This window comes from Nocardiopsis sp. JB363 (assembly GCF_900143625.1).
Taxonomy (GTDB): domain Bacteria; phylum Actinomycetota; class Actinomycetes; order Streptosporangiales; family Streptosporangiaceae; genus Nocardiopsis.
This window is the reverse complement of the sequence record NZ_FRFF01000167.1, coordinates 36,351-55,908: the sequence shown is the minus strand read 5'-3', so window position 1 is coordinate 55,908 and position 19,558 is coordinate 36,351. Positions and strand designations below refer to the sequence as shown.

16 protein-coding genes are annotated in these 19,558 nt (G+C 69.6%); 6 read left to right on the top strand and 10 right to left on the bottom strand.

Annotated features, from left to right (window positions below):
• Positions 1–87 precede the first annotated feature (87 nt).
• The 4 genes from BQ8420_RS25395 to BQ8420_RS25380 form a co-directional block, all read right to left on the bottom strand.
• Positions 88–357: a hypothetical protein gene (locus tag BQ8420_RS25395; RefSeq protein WP_087101924.1), complete on the bottom strand. Its 270-nt coding sequence runs from the start codon at positions 355–357 to the stop codon at positions 88–90.
• A gap of 568 nt (positions 358–925) precedes the next feature.
• A complete protein-coding gene (locus BQ8420_RS25390; RefSeq protein ID WP_087101922.1) occupies positions 926–3,817 on the bottom strand; it encodes a penicillin-binding transpeptidase domain-containing protein in 2,892 nt (963 codons plus the stop codon).
• 384 nt (positions 3,818–4,201) lie between these two features.
• On the bottom strand, positions 4,202–5,548 hold the full coding sequence (locus BQ8420_RS25385; RefSeq protein WP_087102067.1) for an FAD-dependent oxidoreductase: 1,347 nt from the start codon (positions 5,546–5,548) through the stop codon (positions 4,202–4,204).
• A gap of 281 nt (positions 5,549–5,829) precedes the next feature.
• Entirely contained in the window at positions 5,830–6,513 is a 684-nt protein-coding gene (locus BQ8420_RS25380) for a 1-acyl-sn-glycerol-3-phosphate acyltransferase (protein WP_087101920.1), read from the bottom strand.
• Positions 6,514–6,737: 224 nt separating this feature from the next.
• On the opposite strand from BQ8420_RS25380, the gene BQ8420_RS25375 reads away from it, so the two are divergent.
• Positions 6,738–7,397, top strand: coding sequence for a cyclase family protein (locus tag BQ8420_RS25375; protein ID WP_087101918.1), 660 nt, complete (start codon positions 6,738–6,740; stop codon positions 7,395–7,397).
• Positions 7,398–7,421: 24 nt separating this feature from the next.
• On the opposite strand, the gene BQ8420_RS25370 is transcribed toward BQ8420_RS25375, so the two are convergent.
• The 3 genes from BQ8420_RS25370 to BQ8420_RS25360 all read right to left on the bottom strand — a co-directional run bounded on the left by BQ8420_RS25370 (position 7,422) and on the right by BQ8420_RS25360 (position 11,625).
• Positions 7,422–9,500 (bottom strand): FUSC family protein, encoded by a 2,079-nt coding sequence (locus BQ8420_RS25370; RefSeq protein ID WP_235006498.1) that lies wholly within the window; start codon positions 9,498–9,500, stop codon positions 7,422–7,424.
• A 98-nt stretch (positions 9,501–9,598) separates the two neighbouring features.
• On the bottom strand, positions 9,599–10,801 hold the full coding sequence (locus BQ8420_RS25365) for a hypothetical protein (protein WP_087101914.1): 1,203 nt from the start codon (positions 10,799–10,801) through the stop codon (positions 9,599–9,601).
• 281 nt (positions 10,802–11,082) lie between these two features.
• Entirely contained in the window at positions 11,083–11,625 is a 543-nt protein-coding gene (locus BQ8420_RS25360) for a GNAT family N-acetyltransferase (protein WP_087101912.1), read from the bottom strand.
• Positions 11,626–11,936: 311 nt separating this feature from the next.
• On the opposite strand from BQ8420_RS25360, the gene BQ8420_RS25355 reads away from it, so the two are divergent.
• Positions 11,937–12,866 (top strand): LysR family transcriptional regulator, encoded by a 930-nt coding sequence (locus BQ8420_RS25355; RefSeq protein WP_087101909.1) that lies wholly within the window; start codon positions 11,937–11,939, stop codon positions 12,864–12,866.
• Between the two features lie 42 nt (positions 12,867–12,908).
• Here the strand turns inward: BQ8420_RS25355 and BQ8420_RS25350 are convergent, their stop codons facing one another.
• Positions 12,909–13,844 (bottom strand): LysR family transcriptional regulator, encoded by a 936-nt coding sequence (locus BQ8420_RS25350; RefSeq protein ID WP_087101907.1) that lies wholly within the window; start codon positions 13,842–13,844, stop codon positions 12,909–12,911.
• A gap of 71 nt (positions 13,845–13,915) precedes the next feature.
• Between BQ8420_RS25350 and BQ8420_RS25345 the strand changes: the two genes are divergently transcribed.
• Positions 13,916–14,983, top strand: coding sequence for a DMT family transporter (locus tag BQ8420_RS25345; protein WP_087101905.1), 1,068 nt, complete (start codon positions 13,916–13,918; stop codon positions 14,981–14,983).
• Between the two features lie 36 nt (positions 14,984–15,019).
• Here BQ8420_RS25345 and BQ8420_RS25340 read toward each other — a convergent pair whose 3' ends face one another.
• Complete coding sequence (locus BQ8420_RS25340) at positions 15,020–15,352, bottom strand: transcriptional regulator (RefSeq protein ID WP_087101903.1); 333 nt, start codon at positions 15,350–15,352, stop codon at positions 15,020–15,022.
• Positions 15,349–15,798 carry a hypothetical protein gene (locus BQ8420_RS25335; RefSeq protein ID WP_235006487.1) on the bottom strand — a complete coding sequence of 150 codons (450 nt, stop codon included), beginning with the start codon at positions 15,796–15,798 and terminating at the stop codon, positions 15,349–15,351. Before BQ8420_RS25335 ends, BQ8420_RS25340 begins: the two co-directional genes overlap by 4 nt.
• A gap of 129 nt (positions 15,799–15,927) precedes the next feature.
• On the opposite strand from BQ8420_RS25335, the gene BQ8420_RS25330 reads away from it, so the two are divergent.
• The 3 genes from BQ8420_RS25330 to BQ8420_RS25320 all read left to right on the top strand — a co-directional run bounded on the left by BQ8420_RS25330 (position 15,928) and on the right by BQ8420_RS25320 (position 19,557).
• Entirely contained in the window at positions 15,928–17,730 is a 1,803-nt protein-coding gene (locus tag BQ8420_RS25330) for a hypothetical protein (protein WP_087101900.1), read from the top strand.
• A gap of 46 nt (positions 17,731–17,776) precedes the next feature.
• Positions 17,777–18,424: an alpha-ketoglutarate-dependent dioxygenase AlkB gene (locus BQ8420_RS25325; protein WP_087101898.1), complete on the top strand. Its 648-nt coding sequence runs from the start codon at positions 17,777–17,779 to the stop codon at positions 18,422–18,424.
• 77 nt (positions 18,425–18,501) lie between these two features.
• Positions 18,502–19,557 carry a magnesium and cobalt transport protein CorA gene (locus BQ8420_RS25320; RefSeq protein WP_087101896.1) on the top strand — a complete coding sequence of 352 codons (1,056 nt, stop codon included), beginning with the start codon at positions 18,502–18,504 and terminating at the stop codon, positions 19,555–19,557.
• The last annotated feature ends 1 nt before the right edge of the window (position 19,558 follow it).

Genomic DNA, 19,558 nt, shown 5'->3' with positions numbered 1-19,558 from the left:
CTTACTGAGGGCATTGGCGTTACCTCTTCCTCCGGTGCATGGCCGGGCGCGGCGGCTCGGGAATCGCCGCGCCCGGCAGGATCAGAGTTAGTTGGCCGCACTCGTGGTGCTGTTGCTGGCGGCACCCAGGGGGCCCGCAGCGCTGGCGTTGTGCTCGAAGTAGGAGCCACCGTCGTGCTTGTGGCTACCATCCACGGCGATGGCGGTCACGCTGTTGCTGGCGGCGCCCTCGAAACCGGCGGCGGTCGACTCCGCGTTGAAGTAGCTGTCCGCCATCGCGGCGGCGGGAGCGCCGAAGGCCAGGGTCGGGGCGACGACGGCGGCGAAGGCGATGCGAGCGACAGTCTTGCGGTTCATGCTTTGTCCTTCCGACGTGGACCGACACCGTGTCGGTCCGGGAAGCGCCTGTTCCTCCGACCCTCGGTCAGCGGAATCCGTTTTCGGCGCCGCTGAAGGGAATGCCCGCACACCTTTGTTCATAACACTATGCATCTGTCTAGTTACTTAAAGTAATAATGACTCGCTCTGTGCAACCCCGACCTCCTTCTTGCGCGTCGGAGAGACGGCAGTGGCGTGGGGAAAGCCTGCTTCTCACCCGAACTCGACCGACTCGGACATCACTCCGATGGCCGAAGGCGAGCACATGCGGGACTCTCGCCCCGCCGGCCTTCGCATCGGCTGGTCCGGCCCCTCGTCGATCGGCGGAATCGACGGTCGAGCCCGCCCCGGCCGGACCAACGACTCCTCGCCATTCCCTTGCACTTGCGCTTGCGTGCCCGGAGCACGCAAGGATCACGTCTTCGGGCGTCGGGAGGGACGAGCGAGCCATCCGCTCTCACGAAACTGCTCCCTGGTCGATGGGACCGGGTTTGCGGTCCCACTCCCAGGGAGCAGTCTCATCGGTGGGTTTCGAGCGCGGGACCGACTAGAGCGCGTTGGTGAACTTCGCGGCCAGCGGACCGGCCACGGCCGAACCGCCACCGCCGCCGTCCACCACCACGGCGAAGGCCACGTCGCCCTTGTAACCGACCATCCACGCGTGGCTGGGCAGCTCGTCGTCCTCGTCGGCGTCCTCGGCCGTCCCGTACTCCGCGGTTCCGGTCTTGCCGTACACCTCGCCATCGAAGTCGACGTTCTTGGCGGTGCCGTCGGTGATCACCGCGCGCATCATCGGCCGCAGCGCCTCGGCGTTGGCGATGGCCGTCGGCTCCGGCAGTTCCTCGGAGGCCGGTTCGGTCACCAGGACCGGGTGCCGCCACGAACCGTCGGCGACCGCCGCGGGCACCGTCGCCATGTGCAGCGGCGAGGTGAGGATCTGGCCCTGACCGATGCCCTGCGCGCCCATCATGGTGGTGCTGTCCACCGGCGGGAAGCTGGGCTCGTGGGTGGTCACTCCGATGTCCAACGGCTTGTTCATCCCGAACTGCTCGGCGCTGGAAAGCAGCGTCTCCGGGTTCAGGTGCTCACCGATCTCGTGCACGAGCGCGGTGTTGCAGGAGGTCGCGAACGCCTCGGTCACCGACTGCTCGCCGTACTCGGCCTCGCCCGCGTTGCGGAACGGCCACCCGCCCAGCTCGTACTCCTCGGGACAGTCCATCGTGGCGTCCGTGGAAAGACCGTTGTCCAACAGCGCGCTGTAGGTGACGATCTTGAACGACGAACCGGGCGCGTACTGGCCCTCGAAGGCCCGGTTGAACCCGCCGGGCACGTTCACCGCGGCCAGGATCTCCCCGGTGGAAGGGCGGATCGCGACCAGCCCGGCCGGGTCGTCGGCGTCGATGATGGCGTTCGACGCCGCGTTCTGGACCCCCATGTCGACACTGGTCGTGATGGACTCGCCGTCGGACCCGTCCAGGGTCGCCAGGGTGTTGTCCTCGGTGGCCTCCAACGAGTCGGGCTCCTCGGCCGCGGCGGCGTCCACCATCAGGATGGTGGTCGCGGCCTCACCGGCCAGGCGCTCCTCGTAGGTGCGCTGGAGCCCGCTCTTACCGACGGTGTCGCCGATGCTGTAGGCCGGGCCCAACCGCTCGATGTCGTCCTCGTCGGCCTCGCCCAGTCCGCCGATGATCATCTGCAGCGAACCGGACACGTCCGGGGTGTCCAGGCGGGTGCCGTCGGCTGCCTGGATCTGGCCGCGCTCGCCGAACACGGCGGTGCGGGCGAGTACCTGGCCCTCACCCAGTCCCGGGTAGGCGACCTCGGGGGAGAAGTCGACCCACCACTCACCGTCCTCGCGCACGAGCGGGAGTTCGCCCTCCCAGCCCCAGTCCGAGGCGTTGGTCAGCGAGAGCGTCACCTCGTAGGAGGCGCTTCCGGTGCCGCCGTCGGTGACCGGGGTACCGATCTCCACGTCGACCCCGTCCACACCCAGACCGGCGTCGATTCCGCCGAGGATCGCCTCGGCGTCGTCACCGGTGGTGACGGCGGCCAGTCGGGCGAAGTCCTGCTCTTCCCAGGCGGCCTCGTACTCGGTGGTGGCCTCCTCGGGCTCGGGCAGGGTGTAGACGTACCAGCCCACTCCACCGCCGACCAGGGCCAGGACGACCACGACCGCGGCCAGACCGATGAACAGTCCGCGGCGGGACTTCTTCCGCGGCGGTCCGGGGTCGTAGGCGTCGTTGTCGTGGTAGCCGTCGTCGGGGCCGTCGGGGCCCTGGGGGCCTCCGGGACCCTGGCCGCCGGGACCGCTGTAGAGGTACTCGTATCCCTGGCCCTGGTTCTCCTGCTGAGGGGTGATGCCGTCCTCGGGCCGAAGCGGGGCCGAACCCGGGTAGGGGGTATCGCCCCCGTAGGTGGCCTGCCCGCGGTAGGGCGTCTCCCAGGACTCGGTGGAGGCCGGTTCCGGCGGGGTCTGACCCCAGCCTTCCCGGGGGTCGGGGGCGGGCGCTCCCCAGTGGTTCTGAGCGGACTCCGTGGAGGGCTCCCAGCCGCCCGGAGCGGACTCGGCCGCGGCCGGGGCGCCCCAGTGGTCCTCGCCGGCCCCAGAGGCCGCCTGGTGCTCCCAGGGGGCGTTCTGTGCTGGTTCGCCCCACTCGTTCTCGGGGCGTTCCGGGAAGGTCTCCTCGCCCCAGGATCTGCGTGGGTCGCCGGCCTGCCCGCCGTGGTCGCCTGGCGCGGACTGTGCGGGCCGGCCCCACTCGGGGTGGTCGCCGGAGGTTTCCCGACCGCTCTGAGCGTCGTCCCACGAGGTCTCGGGGGCCGGTGCGTTCCAGTGATCCTGGTCCAGCCCCTGCTCCTCGGTTCGGCCGTGGCTCCAGCTGTCCTGGCCGGCCGGTGGTTCGGGGGCCAGACCCCAGCCGGCGGGGCCGGGTTCGGGTTCGGGTTCGGGCTCGAAGGAAGAGGTCGGGCTCTGCTGCGCGGGCTCGGCACCGACGTCCCAGGAAGCAGCACCGCCACCGCCGGGGGTGTCCCACAGGTTCTCCGCGGGCCGCTCACGATCCTGCGACGCGGAATCGGCGGGGGCCACGTCCCAGGGGCGCGGGCTGTCGGCGGGGTTCCGCTCGGAGGAGGTCTCGGGCTCGGGTGGGCTCCAGGGCGCGTCACCGCCACCGAGCGCGCGGTCCGGGCGCTCGGCGTCCTCGGTCCCACCGGTATCCCCTTGCGCTTCCCAGGCCTCGGTGGCGGGAGTGCTCGGTTCGGGGTCCGCGGGGCGCGGGTGCCCGAAACCGAGACCGCCGGTGTCCTTGGGGCGAGCCCCGGGTGGCCGTTGGGGGATGCGGTAGGGATTCTCCGGGCGCGGCTGCCGCGCGTCGGTACCGTCCGACTGATCGTCGGGCGGGCCAGAGGAATCCGGCTGTCGGGGGGACCATTCGTCCACGCCTGACCGTCCTTCGTTACGTTTCCGGGAGAGACCACGATGCCCCGCTCCCACTTCGGTGGGAGCGGGGCACGAGGTTGATGGTCGGCATGGCGGTCGCCTCTCGGCGCGGGGCACAACGGGGCTCCTGGCCGTCCGGTCCGTCCCACCCCGAAGGGCGGGTGCCGGACGCGGTATTCCGCGAAGGCAATAGTTGAGGCCCGGGGGACACTTGCTACCACACCGACCAACAGTGACTCTAACCCATCGGTCCGGGGAGTTGTTCCACGAATCCGGAGAGAGCCGAATGTGCAATCTCACGATGCCGGAATCGGCGGCGACGGGTGAAGAGCGAGGGCCGGTCCCGCAAAGGGGCGCGGGACCGGCCGGGAAGCTCGCGCGAGGCTATGCCTGGCGTGCGACGCTGGTCTGTTCCTTGCGGCTGAGCAACTTGAGGCGCTTGCGGCCGCGCTCGGCGCCCAGCTCCTCCTCCTTGGCCTCGATGCGCTGCCAGCCCTCCCACGTGGTGTACTCGACACCGCGCTCGGAGAGCAGGGCCTGGAAGGACACCGGGTCGGGTTCGGTGGCGGGGGTGAAGGAGTCCCGGTCGGCGACCAGGTTGGTGACGGTCTCCAGGGCGTCGCCCTTGGTGTGTCCGATGAGGCCGACGGGGCCGCGCTTGATCCAACCGGTGGCGTACACGCCGTCGATGGGGGCCTCGTCCAGGTCCAGGACCCGGCCCTCGGAGTTGGGGACCACGCCCCGCTCGCCGTCGAAGGGCAGGTCGGCCAGGGGTGAGCCCAGGTAGCCGATGGCGCGATAGACGGCCTGCACCTCGGTGTCGATGAACTCGCCCGTGCCCTTGACGTTGCCTTCGCCGGTCAGCTCCATGCGCTCGGTGCGGATCCCGGTGACCTTGTCCTGACCCAGGATCTCGGCGGGTGAGTGCAGGAAGTGCAGGTGCAGGCGCCGCTCGGCCCCGCGCTCGTCCCGGATCGCCCAGTTCTGCAGGACCTTGACGTTGGTCTTGACCTGGTTGGAGTCCTCGCAGGCCTTGAGGCTGCCCTCGTCCATGTCGAAGTCCTCGGCGTAGACCAGGACCTCCACGCCGGGCTGCTTGTCCAGCTCGCGCAGCTCCATCGGGGTGGCCTTGCACTGGGCGATGCCGCGACGGGAGAACACGTGCACGTCGGTGATCTGTTTGGCGCGCAGACCCTCGTAGACGTTGTCGGTGATGTCGGTCGACAGCAGGTCGTCGGCGTCCTTGGCCAGGATGCGGGCGACGTCGACGGCGACGTTGCCCGCGCCGATCACCGCGACGCTGGTGCCGTCCACGTGCCAGGACGGGTTGACGTCGGGGTGGGAGTCGTACCAGAAGACGAAGTCGGCGGCGCCGTGATTGCCGGGCAGGTCCACGCCGGGGATGTCCAGCGGACGGTCGCGGTCGCTGCCGGTGGCGAAGACGACCGCGTCGTAGTGGCGACGCAGGTCTTCGAGCTTGAGGTCCACGCCGTACTCGACGTTGCCGTAGAAGGTGATCTGGGGCTTGTCGAGGATCTTGTGCAGCGCACCCTGGATCTGCTTGATCCGGGGGTGGTCGGGGGCCACGCCGTAGCGGACCAGGCCGTACGGCGAGGGCAGCTTGTCGAGGATGTCGATGCTGACGGACGTGCCGCACGCGGACAGGGTCTCGTCCTTGGTGAGCAGGTCCGCGGCGTAGATGCCCGCCGGGCCCGCACCCACGATTCCCACTCGCAGTGGTCGCGTCATCGCACAGCTCCAAGTCTTCGCGCCAGGGTCGGACGCCATCGAAAGGTAAGGCTTGCCTAAACTATCCGGTGTGGCCACCGGGAAAACCCACTATAAGGGTAGGGAATCTCGTTCCCGCTTCCAGGGAGAACGAGGACGCTCCAAGGGCCCCGCATGCTCGAAGGCCAGGCCGGCGCCCGGATTCGGGCTCGAAAAAGGGGCCCTCGATCTCGGGTCAACGCCCCGTCAAGGGTGAATCAGCCCGGAAAAAGCTGTGGGGAAAGTCACTCCTGTTCCAGTTCGGCCTTGACCGAAGCGGCGAAGCGCGCCACCTGCCGTTGTCCCGACAGTTTGGCGATCGCGTCCATGATCGCGTCGGTCGCCTCCCGGCGGGGCTTGGCCTTGTGCGCCTTGTCCCGCCACGGCGACAGGTCCACGGGCTCGCCGAACCGGATCCCCACCCGGTTGAAGGAGGGCACTTTGCGCCCTGGCGGAAGGATACGTCCGGTGCCGGCCAGCGCGACCGGGACGACCGGTGCGCCCGTGGTCAGGGCCAGCCAGGCCAGCCCGGTCTGCCCCTTGTGCAGGCGACCGTCGGGGGAGCGGGTGCCCTCGGGGAAGATCCCGAACACCTCGCCGCTTTCGAGGACGGCCAGGCTGTTGTCCATGGCCTCCTGGGAGCTCTGTCCGGGACGACGGTCCACCGAGAGCGGCCCCAGGGCCCGCAGGGCTCGTGCGAAGGCCTTCTTCACCAGGGTGCTCTCGTCGAACAGCTCCTGCTTGGCGATGAAGCGCACCTGGCGGGGGCAGGCGACGCCGACGAAGAGGGGGTCGATCAATGACAGGTGGTTGACGGCCAGGATCACCGGGCCGCTCGCGGGGACGTGGTGGACGCCTTCCACGCGCTGGGGCCACGCCATGCGGCTGGCGGGTGCGACGACGGACCTGGCCGCTCCGTACAGTGACACGATGGAGTCGCCCCTTCTCGGTGGGTGAGTGCGCTGTGAGGGTGCGCGGCCGTCGGGGGCGACGGTCCGCTGAGGTGCCCTACGAGTTTAGCGGGGGCCGGACGGCGTTCGATCGGGGCCCTGAACCACTGTCGTGATCTGCGCCACGCGCGCTAGAGTTGTGGTCTAGACCTCTGGTCTTGTTCAGAGGCCCTCTTTCCGGACGCGAGCGAGGAAGCACACCCATGCCGAAACTGGTCGACGTCAGCCACCAGATCACCGACGGAATGACCACCTGCCCCGGACTGCCCGAGCCCGTGATCAAGGAGAGCACCACCGTCGCGGGCGCGGTCCCCGGGCACGGTGACAGCAGCGGCCGGGTCTCGATGGTCGGGGCGACCGGAACCTACGTCGAGATCCCCGCACACTCCTACCGCGACGCCGCCGACCCCGCCGACCTGGACCTGGACCGTGTCGCGTGCCTGCGCGGGATCGTGGTCGACGCCACCGGGCACCGCCAGATCGGTCCCGAGGTCTTCTCCGGTCTGGACCTGCGCGGCCGCGCCGTCCTGCTCCGCACGGGTTGGGACCGGCACTGGCGCACAGAGACCTACGGCACCCATGAGCACCCCCACCTGACCGAGACGGCCGCCAAGACCCTGGTCCAGGCGGGGGTCACGCTGGTCGGCATCGACTCGATCGGGGTCGACGACACCTCACCGGCCACCGAGGGGTCCCGTCCCGCCCAGGCCACCCTGCTCACCGCGGGTGTGCCGATCGTCAGCCACCTGTGCCTGCTCGATCGACTCCCCGCCGAGGGCTTCACCTTCCACGCGGTTCCCGCCAAGGTGCGCGCGGTGGCGGCCTTCCCGGTCCGGGCCTTCGCCGTCCTCGACGAGGACTGAGCCGAGGCGGGCCCGTCGCCCTCGTTACAGGTCGGCGTCCACGTCGCGCTGGGCACGGCGCCGCTCTCGGCGGGCCCTTCGCTCGGCCTCCTGATGGGCCGACCTCTCATCCTGGGCCACCGCGGTCGTCATGGCGGTGGCCAGCGCCCGCAGTTCCATGTTGATCCGCGGATAGGCGGACAGTCGGGGAAGCGCGCCCAACCGCGGGGTCCGGCGCTCCTCCATGGCCGAGATGAGCTCACGGAACGCCAGGTCCACGCGCTGAAGGGTGATGGTGCCCACCGGCTCGGGGCCGCGGTCCTGAGAGAGCGCGGCCAGCGCCAGATAGCCGATGCGCTGGGTGGCCACCACCACCGGCCACAGCGGTCGGGTGGAGGCCGACCGGGGCACGTCGCCGATGGCGCTGTCGTACACGCCCCGCAGGCTGACCGTGGCCGCCCGCATGTCCCGACGCAGCAGGTAACGGTCTTCCTCGTCGAGCACCACGTCCTGGTCCAGCGCGGCCATCATGCACTGACGGGTGCTCTCCAGGACCTTGCCGATGGCCTGTGGCAACCGGGTCGCCGACGCCTTGCGCCACAGCAGCAGCGAGCCGGCCAGACCGAACGCCGACCCCACCACGGTGTCGATGAGCCGTGATCCGGCCAGTTCGGCCAGCGGGTAGGGGTTGGCCGTGTAGGAGAGCATGAGCGCCATCGGGGTCAACAGCACCGAGGCGTACAGGAAGTTACGCGCCACCACCAGCTGGGTGGCACCCTGCATCAGCCCGGCCAGAACGATCACCACGGCCAACGGCGGCTCCAACATGAGCAGGCCCACCCCGGCCACCACGCCCAGCAGGGTGCCGAGGGAACGCTGCACCGAACGGTTGAGCGTCAGTACCACGCTGCCTGCCTGGAGCACCGCCGTGGTGGTCAGCGCCACCCAGTAGTAGTGGTCCAGCCCCATCCACAGCCCGAAGACCCCGGCGGCGGTCACCGTCAGTCCCATCCGCAGTGCGGTCGGACGGATCAGGGAGTCCTTGCTCAGACTGGAGCGAAGGGCCGACAACAGGGCCGGATAACGCTCGTCGTGCAGGTCGGCGGTACGACGCTCGTCCTCCTCGTCGGGACCACGGTGCGCGGTCTGGGCCGCCCGGGCCAGGAGGCTGTACAGGCGTGCCTCCAACGAACGGGGCCGCATGCCGCGGCGCAGCTCGTTCAACGACCCGGGATCGGGTGCGCGTTCCGGATCGGCCACCGCCACGGCCATCCGGTCGGCGAAGTCCGCGGACTCCTCGGGCAGGCGAGCGGTTCTGGCCATACAGACCTGCGTCGCCGCCAAGTGCACGTCGGAGACCCAACGCAGCAGCGCGCGCAGCCGGGCGGCCTCCGCGGTGGTGCGGTAGCCGCGGGTCTGTCCCAGCAGCACGATGCGCCAGGCGTCGGCCACCGCCACCGACGCCTTGTGCTGAGCGTGGTCGAGTTCGGGGGTGCCCACCGCCCTCAGGAGGGTGGCGAGGGTGCGGTAGGCCGCGGCCACCGCCTGGTACTCGGGGCGACGGGATCGCAGCGGAGCACCGGACATCGACACCAGCCAGCCCACGGACGCGCCCAAGGCGGCGATGAGCGCGTGCAGTGGCACGTCGGCCGGGCCGCCGGGGGCGATGGTGGAGATGCTGGCGACCAGGACGAAGAAGATGGGGCCGGGCTTGTCGACCCGCCAAGCCGCGCACACCCAGGTGGCCAGTCCGGCCGTCACCCCGATGGAGGCCACCGCGGCCCAGGGGGACAGGGACGCGGCCAGAGAGTTGGCCGCCACCGCGACGACGAATCCCAGACCGACCAGGGCCAGGGCCGCGGCCCGGTAGGAGTAGGGGGTCTTCTTCTCGTACAGGACGGTCATGGAACCCAGAGCGGCCAGCGTGCCGACCTGGGGGCCGAAGAGCAGCGCCGCCAGGGCGAAGGACGACGTCATCGCCACGGTCGCCTTCAGGGCGGTCGTCCACGCCCAGGTCCCGGCCTCCAGACCGAAGATCGCCCTGAGGTCCAGCCGAGGACGCGGGCGTTCGCCCACGGTCGCACGCTGGGGACCTTGATCGGGCCGACCGTCGCCCAGAGGCATCGCGCCGGTGTCACCAGTGGTTCCCAGATCTCGCACGGCCACCATCCTAAGCCGAATAAAAGGTACTAAAGGGGACGTAAGTCATATGCAGGGCGGGCTCAGGTGGAGCCCGCCTCCTCACGTGCGCGGTCTCGGAGGGAGTCGAGTTCCGCCTCGGCCCGTTCGGCCCGCTCCAGGGCCAGGTCACGGGCCTCCTCGGCCACCGACAGCCGCGCCGCCCCGGCCTCGCGGGCCTCGTTCAGGGTCAACTCGGCGTTACGGCGCTGGGACTCCAGCTCCGAGGCCAGTCGTTCGCGATCCGCGGTCGACCGTTCCAGCTCGGCGGTCAGACGTGCGCGCTCACCCTCGGCGGCCGTACGGTCCGACTCCAGCCGCTGATGGGCGCGCTCCAGCTCGGTGTCGAACCGGGACCGCTCCGTCTCCAGATCCCGGGTGGCCCGGTGGGACCGATCCTCGGCGGCCTCCGCGCGAGTACGGGCCTCCCGCGCGGCCAGATCGGCATCCTCGCGCAACCGGGATTGTTCGCTCAGTTCGACCCGGGCCCGCTCGGCCTCGCCACGTGACCGGTCCAGGCGCAGCGCCGCTTCGGTGCGCTCACGCTCCAGGTCGGCGCGGGCACGTTCGATCGTGTCGGTGATCCGACGCTCGGCGGTTGCCAACCCGGCATTGGCCTCGGCCACGGCCGCATCTCGTTCCAGACCCGCGACACGGGCGGACTCCTCCCACCGGTCGCGCTCGGCCTCGGCGGTGTCCCTGCGATTCAGGGCCTCCTCCGCCATGCGCTCGGCTTCCTGGGTGTCGGCCACGGCCGCGGCGGTGGCCTCCTCCGCGGCGCGCCGGGCGGCCTCGGCCTCTCGGCGACGGTTCTCCGCCTCCAACCGGGCGGAGTCGGCCTCCGAGACCCTACGGGCGGACTCCAGACGGGCCGCCTCCACCTGGGCCTCGGCGGCGGCGGGGTCGGACATGGTCGAGAAGGCCTCGGTGGCCGCGTTCAGGGTCGCGCTCAGCTGTTCGGTCTGCACGGCGAAGCGGGTGAGCAGATCGTCGGCGCGCAGTCGTGCGGCGGTCACGGGCTCGGCGGCCCGCGGCGCGATGGCGGGGCCCTGTTCCCGCTGCTCGGCGAGGGCCTCGCTCTGAGCGTTCTCCGCCTCCTGTGCCTGTCGCTGGCGTTCCTTCCAGGCCCGCCACCGCGTGTGTTCGGGCAGGTCGCAGTATTGCGGCGGACGTCCGGGGGAGGAACCGCGGGGGACCGGTCGGCTACAGCCGGGAAAAACACAGGTGTTCGAGTCGGAGGAGGCCACGGGGCGAGCGTAGCGCCTTCGGCCGGAGCGCCGCCGGGGTGTGTCGCCGGGGGCCGGACAGGGAGAAGCCCCCGCGCGGGACGTGGGTATGACCGCGCGGGGGCCGGTTCGAGGACAGGTCGGCCGGATCCTTACCTTCGGGCGCCGGCGGTCCGCTGCGCGACGCCGGGCGTCGGCGAGGAACGAGCGTCGGACGTGGCAGGGGAGGAAGTAAAGCTCCCGTGCCCTTGGCGTCCGAACGTGGTCCGCGTCGTCAGTGAAGGACCAAGGCGAACACTGTCTCAGTCGTGGGCGCCGAAGCCGTCGACGCGGCACACCATGGTGGTGACGAAGGGTCGGAAACCCTCCTCCTCCAGGAAGTGGATGTCCTCGGAAGCGGTGGCCAGGGCGGAGAACTCGACGTCCCGCACGTTCATGGCGGCCAGCTGCCGGCGGACCTCCTCCAAGAGCTTGGATCCCACCCCGGTGCCGGTGTACTCGGGGTCGATGGCGAAGGTCTGCACGACCGCGATCTGGTCGCCCCGATCCCAGCTGCCCTGCGCGTTCTCGCGAAGGGTCACCATCGCGTACCCGGCCAGGTCGCCCTCGTTCTCGGCGAGGATCGCCATGGTGTCGGGGTCGGACATCCAGGACAGGTACTGGGCACGGCGCCTGCGCCAGGACTCGTCCAGGCTCACGGCGCTGATGATGTCCTCGATGTGGGGAGCGGTCACCGTGTGCCTCTGGTGGAGGGCACCCCACAGGTCCGCGAGTTCCTCCACCTCGTGGGTACCGAGGTAACGGAAACCGAGGACTCCGACGTTGTTCGGTCGAGGTTTGGTCATCAGCGAAGTTTGCATTTTCTTCTCACCCGTTCCACCAGCTTGGGCACTGGCACCCCTGAAAGCCGCTCGATGCGGATTCGTGGTTGAGCTGTGAGTCTGACTCTACGTGCCGGTAACGGAAGGGGAAGACGCGACACGAGGAAAAACTGCGCACGGCATCGTCAATAGAGAAAAAGTGCGAATCTTTCCATTTGGGGTTCGTCGAAGTGTGGCGTGGCGGCCCGGGTGGTGTGCAGCGAATCACCTGGAAAGAACCCATGATCGGATCGAAATCACATCGAAACCTTATGGTCCTGCCATAACTTGGGTTCATGATCGATGTCCGGCGTTTGCAGCTCCTCCAGGCCCTCGACCACCACCGCACGGTGGCCGCCACCGCGGAGGCGCTCAGCGTCACACCTTCTGCCGTCTCCCAACAGCTGGCCGCCCTGGCCAAAGAGACGGGTGTCCCACTGGTGGAACGTCAGGGCCGACGTTTCCTACTCACCGGGGCCGCCCGCGTGCTGCTCAAACGCGCGCACGTGATCTTCGCGGAGATGGAACGCGCCACCGCCGACCTCGCCGAGTACTCCGGCGGAGACCGCGGCGTCGTTCGCGTCGGCTCCTTCTCCACCGGCATCAGCGACCTGGTGGCGCCCGCCCTGGCCCGGCTGCGCGACAGCCACCCCGGGTGGAGCTTCGAGGTCGTGCAGGCCGAACCGGAGGAGAGCGCCGAGATGGTGCGCTCGGGCCGACTGGACGTGGCCGTCACCATGTCCTCCAGCCACCTGCCGGCCGCCGGTGACCCGGACTTTCGCACCGACCGGGTGATGGTCGAGCTCTTCGACGCGATCCTGCCCTACCAACACCCCCTGGCCACGCGCACCAGCCTCCACCTGGCCGACGACCTGGCCGAGGAGGACTGGATCATGTCCGCACCTGGCACGGCCTGGCACGCCTGCGTGACCGCCGCCGCCAACCAGGCAGGCTTCCAGCCGCGCGTGGTGCACACCGTCGACGACTTCAGCGCCGTGTTCTCCATGGTCCAAGCGGGCCTGGGGGTCGCCCTGATGCCCCGTCTGGCCTGGACCGGCCTCCACCACCCGCAGATCGTCGTACGCGGGGTGCGCGAGACCGCCCGCCGGCACGTCATCGTGCTCTCTCGGGCCGGGGCCACACCCGAACCCCTGCTCACCGCGGTCCGTGAGGCCGCCAGCAAGGTGCCGGTGCCATCGGTGGGTCCCTTCGCGATCGCGGGCTGACCCGGTCGGGCCGCGATCGCGAAGGGGTCGGCGCCGCACCGGTCAGTCCGGCACCGTGGACCACGGCAGGGGCGGGACGTCGTCGAGCACGTCCTCGGCGGCCTGGTGCAGGTAGGCGGCGACCACCCGGATCGGCCGCCAGGACCAGCCGCCGGTACGCCCGGCCAGGTACACCTGACGCACCCCGCCCAACTCGCCCAGTGGCGCGTGGGCCACGCCTCGACGGGTGACGGTCGACAGGCGGGGCACCACACCCACGCCCAGCCCGGTGGCCACCAGCTCCTCGAACAGCTCCAAGGTGTCGATCCGGTGCACGATCCGGGGGGTGAACCCCGCGTCGGCGCACATCCGGTGCACCAGCGCCTCCTCGTCACCCCGGTAGGGACTGGCGATCCAGGCGGCGTCGGTCAGCTCGCGCAGTCGCCGACGGGTGAGGGTACGGCTGTCCGCCCCATGAGAGGGCTGGGACAGCAACAGCCCCTCCGTCCCCACCGGATGTACCGTCAACGTCCCCGGGAATCGTCGGGGGAGAAGACTGTACTGGTACACCACCCCCAGATCCGCCTCGCCGTCCTGCAACAGCGCCAGCGCCTGCTCCGATTCGTACTCGGTCAGGTGGATGTCGATCCCCGGGTGGTCGCGGCGCAGTCGACGTAGCGCCGGCAGTACGATCGGCGCCGCCGAGGTGTACATGACCAGGTCGACGCGGCCCACCGGGTCGGCCTCGCCGTCGAACTCGGCCTGGGCCGCCTCCACGCGCGCGAGGATGTCGACCGCGTGCTCGGCGAGCCTGCGCCCGGCCGGGGTGAGGCGCACCCGGCGTCCGTCGGGGGCGAGCAGGTCCACCCCCGCCTCCTTCTCCAAGACGGCGAGGTGCTTGGAGACCGCCGAGGTGCTCATGCCTGTGACCTCGGACACCGACGCCATCGTGCCGAGTCGGTCCAACTCCACGAGGAGACGCAGGCGGGTGAAATCCATCCACCAAAACTACATGGTTCATCAACCATGAGTTCGTGGACAGAAACGAAGGGCTTGGATCGAATGGTCGGGTGATCCGCTCCTTCCTCCCCTCATTCAGCCCTGCCCGCTTCCGGGTCCCGGCCCCTCTGATGCTGCTCATCGGCATGTTCACGCTGCACACCGGCAGCGCGCTGGCCGTGACCGCCTTCGAACACGCGGACCCCGCCACGGTCACCTGGCTCCGACTCGCGTGGGCCGCGCTGCTGCTGCTCATGATCGGTGGTCGCCCCCTGTGGCGGGCCGTGCGCGCGGCGAAGCGGCGTGAACTGGGTGCGGTGGTGATCCTGGGCACAGCGAGTGCGGGGATGATGCTGTTCTACTCCGAGGCGACGGCGCGGATCGAGCTCGGCACCGCCACCTCCATCGAGTTCCTCGGCACCCTCGTGGTGGCGGTGGCCGCGATGCGCCGCCGTCGCGAACTCGTGTGGATCGTCGCCGCCGTCGTCGGCGTGGTGTGCCTGACCCGCCCCTGGCACGGCGACCTGGACCTGATCGGTATCGGCTTCGCGCTCGCCGGAGCGGTCTGCGTGATCGGTTACATCATCCTCACCCAGAAGGTCGGCGCGGGCTTCGGCGCCGTACACGGGCTGACCCTGTCTATGGTGGTGGGCGCGGTGGTCACCGCACCGCTGGGCGCCCCGGGCGTGATCGCCGAGCCGAACCTGGAACTGATCGGCTTCACCCTGCTCATCGCGCTGCTGTTCCCGATGGTGCCGTTCCTGCTGGAGATGCTCGCCCTCCAGCGGATGAGCCGGACCGGCTACAGCACCTTCTCCAGCCTGGAGCCGGCGGTGGCCCTGGTGATGGGCATGATCATCATCGGCCAGGCCCCGGTCGGCATCCAACTGGTGGGTATGGGGCTGGTGGTGATCGCCGGTATCGGGGCGGCGCGAGGCGACCGTGGTTCGGGCCCGGCCGTCCCAGAGAAGAAGGTGGTGCGCGAACGCCACATCCGAACGGGTCCGGGGGCGAAGGACGGCGTCCCCGGACCGCACACCCGGGCGGAAGGGAGACAGGTGGGGGGACCCGCGCACATCGCGACCCCCGAGCCCCCCAGGTTCGAGGGTCGGGAGTCCGGCCGCGGGATCGCGGCCTGAGAACGGGGGCGGGTGGCCCGAGGCGGCCGCCCGCCCCTACCCGTTCTCCTGGTCGTCCGTGGGCAGGGGGAACGTCACCCCGTCGGCGATGTCGCGCAGCGCCCGCACGTGCTGGTCGAAGGCCTTGCGCCCCTGCGAGGTCAGCGTGAGCGAGGTGCGCGTACGCCGCCCCACCCGGAACTTGCTCACCGCGACGTACTCGGCTTCCTCCAGGGTGGCGATCTGCTTGGACAACACCGAGTCGCTGACCTCCACCAGGTCGCGCAGGACACGGAACTCGATGGTGGCGGCCGAGGCCAGTGCGGCCACGACGGAGAAGCGGACGGGGGAGTGGATGACCTCGTCCAGTCGAACGCGTGGATGGGTCACTTCGTGCTCCTGCTGCGACGCAGGGCGATCAGTCCGGTGATCGTGGTCGGCAGGGCGCTCAGCACCGCCATCGGGGCCCACCAGAGCAGGTCTCCGGGGAAGAGGTACATGCCCACGAACAGGGCGACGCCGTAGATCACGCCCCAGACGGCGATGCCCCACACGTGCAGTGGGCCGTACCCCAGGGGTTTGACCGGCTGTCGCGCCGCGTAGACGCTCAGCAGGCAGATGATCGGCACGGCCACCATGCTGGCCACGAGGGCTCCGGCGGCGGAGTTGGTGATGCCCAGGGTCAGCACCAGACCCAGACTCGTCATCCCGAACGCGATTCCGTAGAACGCGTACCAACCGCCCATGGGACGGACCTTCTCGTTCATGTCCTGGGCCTGTTCCAGTGCGTCCCAGGCATCTTCCCTGCGCATGTGCACGCCTCCCGTGGTCGTCATGTTTCTATGCTGACATTTACTTTCCATGTCGGCAAGTGATTTCCACAAAGAAACATACTGGGTCATGGCACGTCCCACGTTCCCGCGAAGCGCGCACACAGCGTCGAATGCACTAACTTGGTGCGAATCATGGCCGAGACAACTGACCTCGAACTTCTGCGCGCCCACGAACCGGTGCTCATGTGCACCAAGGGCGAACTCTTCTTCCCCACCGACGTGGACGCCTATGTCCGCAACTGCAGTCTCTGGATCGAGGAACCCGGCGGACGCGAGAGCGTCATCGTCCCCGTTGGAGAACTCACCCTCGATCGCCTCGCGCAGGCGGAGGAGGAGTGGCCGCGCCGCCACAAGCACCTGCGCTTCGTCCAAGAGGAAACCCTGCGCGAGGAGGCTCGCCGCTTCAAGGGCATCGCGCGCTCGGTCATCCCCAAGAGCGGACGCCTGGCTGCCGTGGGCGTGCTCGGTCGTGTCCTCGACATCCTGATGAAGCTGTCCCTGCTCATCCGCGGCGCGGTCCCCGGCGGCCTCACCTTCGCCGCCGTCACCCGTTTCCGTGAGCGGGTCGACGACGGGGGCGCCACCTACTACGGACGCGTCACCCGCGAGGGCGGCTACACCATCCTCCAGTACTGGTTCTTCTACGCGATGAACGACTGGCGCACCATCTACGGCGGAGTCAACGACCACGAGGCCGACTGGGAACGCGTCACCATCTACGTCGTGGAGAACCCCGACGGCACCACCCGTCCGGTCTGGGTCGGCGCCTCCTCGCACGAGTACCACGGCGACGATCTGCGCCGTTCCTGGCAGGACCCGGACCTGCACCGGGACGGCGACCACCCGATGGTCTACGTCGGTGCCGGCTCCCACTCCCACCAGATGTTGCCCGGCGACTACCTCATCCAGGTCGACCCGGCGTTCCTGCGCGGTCTGGTCCGCTTCTGGCGGCGGATCACCAACCGCCTCTTCCGCGCCGACAGCGCCCTGAACCGGCACGGCATCGGGGTGCCCTTCGTCGACTACGCCCGTGGCGACGGCGAGCGTTTGGGCCCCGGCGGGGACCGGGAGTGGAACGCCGTCCTCATCGACGACGAGACCTCCTGGGTCAAGGGCTTCCGCGGCCTGTGGGGACGCGACACCGGTGACTTCTTCGACGGGGAACGCGCCCCCAGCGGACCCCGCTACGAACGCGACGGCACCATCCGCCGATCCTGGGCCGACCCGCTGGCCTGGGTGGGGTTGCAGAAGGTCGCCCCCACCGAGACCGCGGCGCGCGCCGAACTGCGCGCCCACGTGCGGACCCTCGACAGGAAGGTGCGCGCCCACGACGCCGACGTCCTTCGTCGTCGTGACGAACTGCGGCAGCTGGAGTCCGCACGCTTGGTCCTGTGTCGTGAAGCCCAGACCAGGGCACTCTCGCAAGAATACGAAGAACGGATCGAGGAGCTGGAGGAGGAACTCGCCGAGGTCTACGAAAAGCGTGTCCTGACCGCGGACGAACGCGACACCCACTCGCGCGCCCTCGACAGCGACGTCCCGCTGGTGCCTTCTCCCACCGGGCACCTCAAGGCCCCGCACCTGCCCTACGCCTCGGGGGAGCAGCGGACCACCCGATTCCTGCACCTGTGGGTGGCCCTGAGCACCCCGCTGTTGCTGATCTCGTTGGCACTGCCCCTGTTCCTGCTCGACGGCCAGATGACCCTGTGGGCGATGCTCGGCGTCGTGCTGTCGTTCGCCGCCATCGACTCCGTGGCCCGCCGCAGATTCGTCCAGTACCTCACCGGGGTGATGGCTCTGGTCGTGATCACCGCGGTCCTCTTGGGGGTGGTGATGGCCTTCATCGCCGACTGGCGCATCGCCGTCACCGTCCCCATCGGCCTCATCGTCGTGGTGCTGTTGTTCGTCAACCTCCGCGACCTCTTCCGACGCTGAACCCGGGCCCCGTGCGAAGTCGCCACGCGCGGGGCACAATGGGTCCATGGACGACGCCCTGTTCGGTTCTCCACCGGTGAACGTGGCACCCGGAGCGGTCCACCTGCCCGGGAAGATCCCTTTCCCAGCCCAGCGTGAACTACTCGAACACTGCCGTGAGTGGGCGCGCGGTCCCGCCGGGATGCGACGGCACACCATGCCGCGCGGCGGGACCATGAGCGTGGCGATGGTCTCGCTGGGATGGCACTGGAAACCGTTTTCCTACAGCCGTGCCCTGCCCGACGGAACGCCCGTCCGGCCCTTTCCCGACCTGCTGGACGACCTGGCCGAACGCGCGGTCCGGGAGGCCTACGGCGCGCTCCACGAGGGCGACCCCTACGACGTGGCGCTGGTCAACTTCTACGACGCCGACGCCCGCATGGGCATGCACCAGGACCGCGACGAACTCTCCCGCGCCCCCGTGGTGTCGGCCAGCCTCGGTGACACGTGCGTGTTCCGCTTCGGCAACACCGAGAACCGCAACCGGCCCTACACCGACGTCGAACTGCGCAGCGGCGACCTGTTCGTCTTCGGCGGCCCCTCCCGCATGGCCTACCACGGGGTGCCCCGGGTCCGCCCCGGCACCGCCGACCCCGCACTCGGTCTGCGGGGGCGGCTCAACATCACCGTCCGAGCCTCCGGGATCGGTGACTGAGCAACGCGTGTCCTCCTGGCCCAATGCCACCGTCTTGGCCAGGATCGGGCATGGGGAGAACCGAAGGAGGCCGACCCATGACCGAGTCCGCGCCCGAGCGCACCATGGCCCTGGGCAGGGAGGGCGCCGCCCTGCCGGTCGACGCGCCGCCCGGGGAACGCCGGATCGTCCTGTACCGGGAGGGGGCGTCCTCGCGTGTGGTCGACACCTTCGCCGAGGTCGACGAGGCGAACACCGCCGACCCCGCCTCGGTCGCGTGGATCGCGCTGACCGAACCCAACCGTGAGCAGGTGGAGGAGATCGCCCGCCACTTCGACCTGCCCCACCTGGCGGTGGAGGACGCGATCGTGGCCCACCAACGGCCCAAGATCGAGGCCTACGGCGACACCCTGTTCGCGGCCCTGCGTCCCGCGGTCTACGACGAGGACGAGGAGAGACTGCGGGTCGGTGAGACCCATGTCTTCGCCACCCATCGCCTCGTCGTCACCCTCCGAAACGGGGTCGGGCCGGATTTCGAGGGGATCCGCGCCCGCCTGGACGAACACGCGAACCTGAGGGACCAGGGCGCGCTCGGGGTGGTCTACGCCGTCCTGGACCGGGTGGTCGACGACTACGCGCCGACGGTCGCCGGACTCCAAGAGGACGTGGACGAGGTGGAGAACCAGGTCTTCAACGAGGAGAAGAGCGTCTCCCGGCGCATCTACGGCCTGATCCGCGAGGTGATCATGCTGCAACGGGCCGTGGATCCTCTCGGTGAGGTCTTGGACGGGCTCGCCGCGAGGTGGGAGCGAGTGGTGGGGGAACCACGAGGTGGGCTGAGCGAGTACCTGCGCGACGTCGCCGACCACGTGGCCTCGATCCGCGAACGCGTGGACGGCTTCCGCCAGCTGCTGCAGAACATCATGGCGGTGGAGGGCAGCCTCGTGGACCAGGCCCAGAACGAGGTGATGAGGAAGGTGTCCTCCTGGGGCGGCATCCTGGTCGTGCCCACGCTCATCTCCTCTGTCTACGGGATGAACATCGCCCCCCAGCCGGGTTTCCACTGGTTGTTCACCTGGCCGATCACCCTGGCGGGCATGGCCTTGCTCAGTGTCGTCCTGTACCTGCTCTTCAAACGCAACGGGTGGTTGTAGG

What these genes read in the sequence shown, in the direction of transcription:
- BQ8420_RS25360 (WP_087101912.1), bottom strand. Translation starts at nt 11,625, where the DNA reads ATGACCAAACCTCGACCGAACAACGTCGGAGTCCTCGGTTTCCGTTAC.
- BQ8420_RS25375 (WP_087101918.1), top strand. Translation starts at nt 6,738, where the DNA reads ATGCCGAAACTGGTCGACGTCAGCCACCAGATCACCGACGGAATGACC.
- BQ8420_RS25395 (WP_087101924.1), bottom strand. Translation starts at nt 357, where the DNA reads ATGAACCGCAAGACTGTCGCTCGCATCGCCTTCGCCGCCGTCGTCGCC.
- BQ8420_RS25370 (WP_235006498.1), bottom strand. Translation starts at nt 9,500, where the DNA reads ATGCCTCTGGGCGACGGTCGGCCCGATCAAGGTCCCCAGCGTGCGACC.
- BQ8420_RS25320 (WP_087101896.1), top strand. Translation starts at nt 18,502, where the DNA reads ATGACCGAGTCCGCGCCCGAGCGCACCATGGCCCTGGGCAGGGAGGGC.
- BQ8420_RS25330 (WP_087101900.1), top strand. Translation starts at nt 15,928, where the DNA reads ATGGCCGAGACAACTGACCTCGAACTTCTGCGCGCCCACGAACCGGTG.
- BQ8420_RS25325 (WP_087101898.1), top strand. Translation starts at nt 17,777, where the DNA reads ATGGACGACGCCCTGTTCGGTTCTCCACCGGTGAACGTGGCACCCGGA.
- BQ8420_RS25335 (WP_235006487.1), bottom strand. Translation starts at nt 15,798, where the DNA reads ATGACGACCACGGGAGGCGTGCACATGCGCAGGGAAGATGCCTGGGAC.
- BQ8420_RS25350 (WP_087101907.1), bottom strand. Translation starts at nt 13,844, where the DNA reads ATGGATTTCACCCGCCTGCGTCTCCTCGTGGAGTTGGACCGACTCGGC.
- BQ8420_RS25355 (WP_087101909.1), top strand. Translation starts at nt 11,937, where the DNA reads ATGATCGATGTCCGGCGTTTGCAGCTCCTCCAGGCCCTCGACCACCAC.